Here is a 7,234-nt window from a genome sequence, read left to right on the forward strand (position 1 = left end):
AGATGCGGTTACCGAGCCGATCGCGATTTTGTGCGCAGATACTTATGCCTTAGGGACGAGTGGCATCGCGCAGGCCGGCGCTGACCTAGATGGAGCGGCTAGCGCCGCGGTACCTTCTCGGCACTTCTGGAGAGCAAAATCCAAAAATTCATACTCCTGAGGCACGACCTCTTGCACCTCCCAGGTCGATCGCTCGAGTTCTGCCGTCTTGAAATGGCCAACCACCACGACTCCTGAGCTGCACGAAATATCGAGCGCCTCACGCAACCTCGTACGGGCGGCCAGCTCCCATGCCGCCTCCGACGCACATCGCTACCACGACATACTTCGCACCGCGGCGCTTGCCCCTCGATGAGCTGCGCCCCCTCGAGCAACAAAGGAACTCCATCTCGCACATGTATTGCTCGAGCATGCGATTTCCGATGGAGCCGTAGCAGACACCGGAGACCACCGCGATCTTTCCGATTCGGCGCGCGAGACCCGCATCGCGGTCGCCAGAATGTCGGGAGCTGTCTTGGCACCGCGTACCACCTCGAAGAGGCGCATCACGTTTGCGGGACTGAAAAAGTGCATGCCGACTATATCGGCCGGCCGGCCTGCTGCTTCTGCGAGTACGTCTATTTCGAGTGTCGAGGTGTTTGTCGCAATGATTGCCCCGGTCTTGCACACTTGCCCCAGACGCGCACAGACGTCTTTCTTGATTTGCAAGTTCTTGAATACAGCTTCGATGATCAGATCGCAGCTCGCCAAGACGGCATAATCCAGCGATCCGCTCAGCAAACCCATCCGTTTCTCGACCTGCTTGCTGCTCAGCTTGCCGTTCGCCGCGCTAGCCTCGTAATTCTTGCGGACAAGCAATAAGCCGCGTTTTAGCGCTTCATGGTGGTTTCGACGAGCACAACGGGAATGCCGACATGGGCAAAGTTCATGGCAATGCCACCACCCATGGTGCCGGCGACCACAATGCCTACGGAGCATAGCTCTCTCGCACGAATATCGCTCGGGAGTCCAGGAATACGCGCCGCGGCGCGTCCAGCAAAGAACAAGTGGCGCAGTGCTCGCGAGGTGCTGCTCAAGCGCAGTTGCTCGAATTCGCGAGGCTCCACCCTATCACCATCATCGAACGACATCGATGGTCGCTTCGACGGCTCGCACGCAGGCCATCGCCAATTCCAATCCGCCACCCAGCACCGTTCCGTGTAGCGTTGCCACAACCGGACGCGAGGACGCATCCAGCCGCGTAAGCAGCGAACTGAAAGCTCGGTGTCGAAATCGGCTGATTCGAAGCTGGCAATGTCGCCGCCCGCCACGAAAGTTCGTCCCTCGCAATGTATGACGAGTGCTCTGGCTTCGGAATCGGCTTCGAAACTGGCGAGGGCTCTGCCTAAGCCCTCGACGACTTGAGGCGAGATGGCATTGACTAGAGGATTCGAGATCCGCACCAGCCCGATGCTTTTACGGTTCTCATAGCTGACGACGTGTACGGACATTCTCTCAATTGTTCTGTTGGATTCGGTGATCACGACGAGCTTTCCGCATCTAGAAGTTCAGCGTCGCGGCAAAACGACGATTGCTGGCACCTTGATTGGAGAGAAAAAACACGACTGTGAAGCGTTGGTCGCGGAATACATTCACGCTCGCCTTGATGCTCTGATCGGCGCTAAGCCGTGGGGTCTAGAAGGGTAGCCGCACCTCCGTCTCCGCTTCGGACACCAGACGACGGCCGCTGGTCAAGCGCTGCGCCACAATGACGGTAGAGCTGCGGATTTGCGTCACCTCACCTTGCATCCGCAGCGTCTCCCCGGCGAAGGCCATCGACTTCATCTTGAACGACAGCCGCGCTACGAAGGCCTGCGGTCCGGCCCAGTCCACCACGGCGCGCGCGAACAGTGCGCCGAACGCCTGGCCGTCGATGACGACGTTCGGCAGTTTCATAGCCCAGGCGAAATCGATGTCGTAGTGCACGCGGTGCCAATCCCAGGTGGCGGCGCCATAGGCCATGAGATCGACCGTCGTGAAGGTCCTCTCCAGCACCGGCAGCGACTCCCCCGCCAAAACCATCGCCACGCTCTTGGTCGGCTTGATCATGCTTTTTCCATCGGCTGGTAGACGACCGTCTCACAGTTGATGGCGACCACCTCGCCCGCCGCATCCTTGTAGCGAGCGACCGAGCTGACGAACAGCTGCGTGCCGCCGCGCGAAGAAGGGCGTTCCACGATGTCTTCAAGCGTCCAGGTAACGGAGATGCGATCTTCCGGCAGAACCGTCCGCATGAATTGATACTCGTTGCCGGCGCGGATCATGCGGCAGTCGGTGATCGGCAGTTGCCACTCATGGCCGATGTAGCCGTTCGGGTCCGGCCTGCGATGGGCGTATTGGCAGGTTTCGCAGACCAGTGTTGGCGGCGCGATCACCGATGGATGGCCGGCCTCCTGCGCGTAGGCGTCATCGAGATAGAGCGGGTTCTCATCGCCCATCGCGAGTGCGAAGTACCGGATCGAGGCACGACCGAGCTCCTCGCGCGCTGGGTAGTGGACTTCGCGGCCGATCCAAGCCTTGAGTTCGTCGGTCAGCAGCGCCATGGGTCAGTCCAGAACGGCAAGGGCATCGACATCGATCCGCATCCCAGGGCGCAAGAGTGCTTCGCTGATCAGGCCGGTGGAGGCGGGAAGCGGTTCCTGCAGCATCTTCGAGCGCACGCCGGTGACCTCGCGATAGCGCTCGAGCGAAGCTGGCGTCACGTACTCGATGGTCTTAACCAGGTGACGTGGCTCGCCTCCAGCGACCCGCACCAGCTGGAGCACATTGTTGTAGATGCATTCGGCCTGCGCAACGACGTCCCCCTTGTGCAAGACACGCCCGGTCGTCGGGTCGAGGGCGCCTTGACCTGACATGTAGAGCAGCTTTCCGACTCGCACGGCCGGGCTGCAAGCCAAGTCCTCGTAGCGCTTCCAGCCGGGGTTCAGTGCCACTGGCATTTCGCGCGCGGCGATGAAATCGCACTGAACGATCGCCTGCGGATGCAGCAGCCTCGGCATCACGATGTCCACGGCGGCTGGGAATACAGGGCCGAGCCGCTCGTGTCGCACCCGCACGGCGTTCTCGTAGGTAGGTAGCGCACGCGGCGTGATGTACGTGGCTGTCTTCACGACGCGATCGAGGCCCAAGCCCAGCGCGGAAAGCATGCGCGCGGCGCGGTCGTACACGGCGTGGGTCTGGGCCACCACGTCGCCGGCGCCCAGGATGTTCCCCTGGTCGTCGACAGGCTGGATCGACGGCAGGAAGACAGCACTCGGGGCAATGCCAGGTGCGGCCGCTGCGGTCACCTCGATCTCAATGAAGGCGTCCGGCCTGAGCAGGCTCTTCACCGGGACGGTATTGACCACGGGCTGATATCCGCCGAACAACTCCCGCCTCACGGCCGCCGCTTCCGCATAGCGCTCGATACCCTCGGGGCGCACGTACTCAACGATCCTGGCCACATCGCCGTATCCGAGGCCGCCGCCTTCCAGGATGGCCGTCACCTTGGCGTAGACCGTGCGTACCTGCTCGGTCACTCCGCCTTGCACGACGATGCGCTTGGTTGCGGGCTCGTACTCGGAGGCTGTATGGCCGGACAGATAAGTGCCCGCGGACGTCTTCAGCCCGAGGGAGAAGGAGTAGCGCCTGTAGTCATACCAAGGGAAATGATCGAGGTGGATGGACGTAATCGTCATGGAAGGTCCGGCTCATCTCAGCTGTTTCGGAGCTGGCTGCTCAGTAGCTCCGGGGAAGGCTCATGCGTTCACCGATGAAGTTGCGAACCATTTCGTTGGAGATCGGGCTGAACGGTCCGAGGCGAGCGTCCCGGAACAGGCGCTCCAGCGGCGACTCCTCCACCAACCCGAAGCCGCCTAGTATGCGCATGCACCGGTCGGTTGCGCGAATCGCCACCTCGCTGGCTGCCAGCTTGGCCATGGCGGCCTCGACCGAGCACTCGCGTCCGTTGGCATGCAGCCAAGCGGCCTTGGTAGTGAGCAGACGGATCTGCTCCAGCTCGGCCGCAGTGTCGGCGAGCGGATGCTGCACCGCCTGGTAGGCGCCGATCGGGCGCCCGAAAGCCGTTCGATCCTTGGCGTATTGCACGGTCAGATCCAGCGCGGCAGCGGTGATGCCGACATACATTGCGGCGCAAATGATGCGCTCATCATTCAGTGTCCGAAGGAGCGTGTGCCATCCGCGCCCCACCTCCCCGACCACCGCATCGGCCGGTGCACGGGCATCATCAAGGAAGACCTCGCAGGTACACCCGGCGCGCTGCCCCATGAGCTCGAGGCGGCGCACCTTCACCGCGTCCTGCTGGGTCGGGGTCAGTATCAGCGACAATCCCCGCGAGCGCTTAGTGCCCTCGGGCGGATGCGTACGACATAGAACCAGGATCGCATTGGCATCGTCGGCCAAGGACGTATAGAGCTTCTGCCCGCGCACAACCCACTCGTTTCCCACCAACGCGGCGCGTGTCTTCAGGCCGAGGATATCTGTTCCCCCGCCGGGCTCGGTCATCCCGAAACTCATCAGGAATTCGCCGCCGGCGAGCTTGGGCAGGAGCTCCGACTGCTGCTTCTCGGTGCCCGATTCACTCAGCACCCTTGCCGCCATCGAAGTGATCACCCAGTAGTTAGCCAGTGACGGGAAGCGTCGCGCGATTTCCTCGCACAGGATCGCGCTGGTTATCACGTCCCCGCCGCTTCCCCCGTACTCGGTCGGTACCGTAAGACCCGGCCAACCCAGTTGGGCAAGACGTTTCCACAGATCGCGCGGGATGCGCCGTGCCCGATCCATCTCGCGGATCTTCGTCTCCGGAAGCTCGCGATCGAAGAAATTGCGGACGCTGTCGCGCAGCGCTTCGTGCTCGGGGGAGGGATCGAAATTCATCGCTGCCCCCGAACGACCGATCTCGAGTTAAGCGTTACCCATGTGCCCGCCGGCCGCACGTACCAGGGCAGCCGCCTTGACACCTTCCGCGCCAGATCGCGGACATAAGAGGCAATCAGAAGAAATTCCTGTCCCGTCATTGCCTTGCCCACCTCACTCTTCACAAACACCGGTTGACTTTCGTTCCGTTTTCCGGAATAATGGGTCGATATCTGACACGATGCTGCGCCCGAGCGCCAAAGTCAAGCGAGGGCAAGCGTCTATTTGCTTGGAACGCAGGAATGGACTTGCAAAGAACCAGCGGAGATCCGTCGGGTCCACTTGAGCGCTACATGCAAATTCTTGAGGTGCTCGCAGCCTTCCCGGGCTCTCTCACTTTGGCTGAAATTGCCGTCCTGCTCGAGCTACCGAAGACAACGGCGCATCGCTTGCTCAGGGGTTTGGCTCGTTCGGGGCTTGCCAAGGGCGGAGGAAATCGTCCTTACGAACTCGGCGAACGGCTGATGAGGTTACTTCACGCCTCGGCGGACGACGGTTGGCTAACGTCGCTGATACGACCTCATCTTCGCGCATTGACGGATTGCACCAGAGAAACCTGCTATGTCACACGTTTGGTCGGTGCACGCGTTGTCGTCGCTGCATCTATTTCTCCTGACGCAAGATGGCGAGGTTACACTCAACCTGGCCTCGAGTTACCAATCAACGCTGCGGCGTCGGCAAAGGCGATCATGGCCTATCAGGAGAAAGCGGTGATCGAGGAAGCACTTTCACACGAGTTGCCGTTGCTCACCGCCAATACACGAAACGATCGTGTGTGGGTCGAACAGCAACTTGCTGAGGCGCGACTCCGGGGTTACGCGACCTGCATTGGAGAGATTGACGAGGGCGTCGCCGCGATCGCCGTACCGGTCAAGCTTTCGAGCGGCATGGTTCTGCATGCCGTCGCCATGACGGGCCCTCTGCAACGCATCATGAACGATCAACTAGCTGAAAGGCTAAAAGCTTTGCGTGATACGGCAGATGCTTTAACAGCGTCGCTCTCTATCGGAGAGCGATTGAAAAGCTTCACACAGGATACGTCTTACCGAGAAGCGGCGTGTTCGCCGTAGTTAGAACTTCACAAATTCAGCCATCTTTCGATTTGTCCGCGAGTGCCGAAGACGCTGATGCGCTGCCAGAACCGCGACCGCCCTCGGAGCTATCGCCAAATTTTGGTGACGGCGGAGCCGGTCAGGCGGCGGCGGTTATGGGCTGACGGTCGGTCGACCTGGCGATGACCTCGATCCCGTCGTTGAATGTCACACCAAGAACGAGTTTTGGCAACTGGTTGTGGCCATCGAGACGGCGCCAGCTTTTCTGTGCGCCCTCGACCAGTTTGAAGACCATGGCGAGCGCAGTCCCGTTCGACAAGCAACCCTTCGATCGGATGGTGCGGTGGCGCACGGTGGCGAACACGCTCTCGATGGGATTGGTAACCGGTATGAGATTTCTCGGTGCCAACGTTCCGCTGCGGTATTCTACATCGTGGCGTATGGTGCGACCATCGGGACAGAGGCACCGGGAGCACGAAGTGCGGGCAGGCCGATGCATACGATGAGCCGCGAGCTCGAGTTAGTAGCTGGCCGCCTCTGCGACTCGCCCGGTTGCGCCGAGAGCGCGAATCCGTAGTTGTCGTGTCGCCCGCAGCGCCCGTCATGTTGTTCTGACTGGCAGGAGGTGCGAATACGACGGGTGATAGGCATCGACATCCACCGAACTTTCGGGGAGGTGGTGTTTTGGGAGGACGGCAGGCTCCGACCTGCGGGCCGCATTGATATGACGCGGACTGCGCTGGAGGGATTTGGCAAGACCCTGCTGGCCAGTGATGAGGTGGTGGTCGAAGCGACTGCCAACAGCCTGGCGGTGTCGCGGATTCCGGCGCCGTTCGTGGCACGGGTGATTATCGTCAATCCGTTGCAGGTGAAGGCGATCGCCCAGGCTCACGTGAAGACCGACAAGATCGATGCCGGCACGCTCGCCAGTCTGCAGGCGGCGGGGTACCTGCCGCAGATCTGGACGCCTGACGCGGAGACCGAACGCAAGCGTCGGCTGGTGGCGCGGCGCTACCAGGTCGTGCGGCATCGCACGCGGCTCAAGAACGATCCTGCACGCGCACCTGATCCCAAAGTGCCCGCATGCCGATCTTTTCAACACCCGCGGCCGGGCGTGGCTGGCCGCTCAACAGTTGCCGGACGATGAGCGCGCGGCCATCGATCGGCACGTCCGTGAGCTTGACCGTCTGGCGGAAGACCTGGCTCTGCTCGCCGCGAGATCGCGCAGG

At 61.4% G+C, this 7,234-nt stretch carries 7 protein-coding genes and 2 pseudogenes; 2 read left to right on the forward strand and 7 right to left on the reverse strand.

Annotated elements, in window-relative coordinates:
* Positions 1 to 312: 312 nt before the first annotated feature.
* The 6 genes from YUO_RS49240 to YUO_RS0137345 form a co-directional block, all read right to left on the reverse strand.
* Complete coding sequence (locus YUO_RS49240) at positions 313 to 978, reverse strand: 3-hydroxyacyl-CoA dehydrogenase family protein (protein WP_083754891.1); 666 nt, start codon at positions 976 to 978, stop codon at positions 313 to 315.
* Positions 870 to 1,523, reverse strand: coding sequence for an enoyl-CoA hydratase/isomerase family protein (locus YUO_RS44250; RefSeq protein ID WP_156908949.1), 654 nt, complete (start codon positions 1,521 to 1,523; stop codon positions 870 to 872). Before YUO_RS44250 ends, YUO_RS49240 begins: the two co-directional genes overlap by 109 nt.
* Positions 1,524 to 1,674: 151 nt before the next feature.
* Entirely contained in the window at positions 1,675 to 2,088 is a 414-nt protein-coding gene (locus tag YUO_RS43305) for a MaoC/PaaZ C-terminal domain-containing protein (protein ID WP_051379866.1), read from the reverse strand.
* On the reverse strand, positions 2,085 to 2,582 hold the full coding sequence (locus tag YUO_RS0137335) for an FAS1-like dehydratase domain-containing protein (RefSeq protein WP_028351680.1): 498 nt from the start codon (positions 2,580 to 2,582) through the stop codon (positions 2,085 to 2,087). The genes YUO_RS43305 and YUO_RS0137335 overlap by 4 nt, the downstream gene beginning before the upstream one ends.
* A 3-nt stretch (positions 2,583 to 2,585) precedes the next feature.
* Positions 2,586 to 3,716, reverse strand: a complete 1,131-nt coding sequence (locus YUO_RS43310; protein ID WP_035728546.1) for a RidA family protein — start codon at positions 3,714 to 3,716, stop codon at positions 2,586 to 2,588.
* A 40-nt stretch (positions 3,717 to 3,756) separates the two neighbouring features.
* On the reverse strand, positions 3,757 to 4,914 hold the full coding sequence (locus YUO_RS0137345; protein ID WP_051379867.1) for an acyl-CoA dehydrogenase family protein: 1,158 nt from the start codon (positions 4,912 to 4,914) through the stop codon (positions 3,757 to 3,759).
* A gap of 281 nt (positions 4,915 to 5,195) precedes the next feature.
* On the opposite strand from YUO_RS0137345, the gene YUO_RS43315 reads away from it, so the two are divergent.
* On the forward strand, positions 5,196 to 6,023 hold the full coding sequence (locus tag YUO_RS43315; protein WP_051379868.1) for an IclR family transcriptional regulator: 828 nt from the start codon (positions 5,196 to 5,198) through the stop codon (positions 6,021 to 6,023).
* Positions 6,024 to 6,144: 121 nt separating this feature from the next.
* Here the strand turns inward: YUO_RS43315 and YUO_RS0137355 are convergent.
* A pseudogene (locus YUO_RS0137355) lies at positions 6,145 to 6,387 on the reverse strand (IS256 family transposase); the annotation flags it as partial.
* Between the two features lie 249 nt (positions 6,388 to 6,636).
* Between YUO_RS0137355 and YUO_RS43320 the strand changes: the two are divergent.
* Positions 6,637 to 7,234: pseudogene (locus tag YUO_RS43320) on the forward strand (IS110 family transposase); the annotation flags it as partial.

This window comes from Bradyrhizobium murdochi (assembly GCF_000472965.1).
Classification (GTDB): domain Bacteria; phylum Pseudomonadota; class Alphaproteobacteria; order Rhizobiales; family Xanthobacteraceae; genus Bradyrhizobium; species Bradyrhizobium murdochi.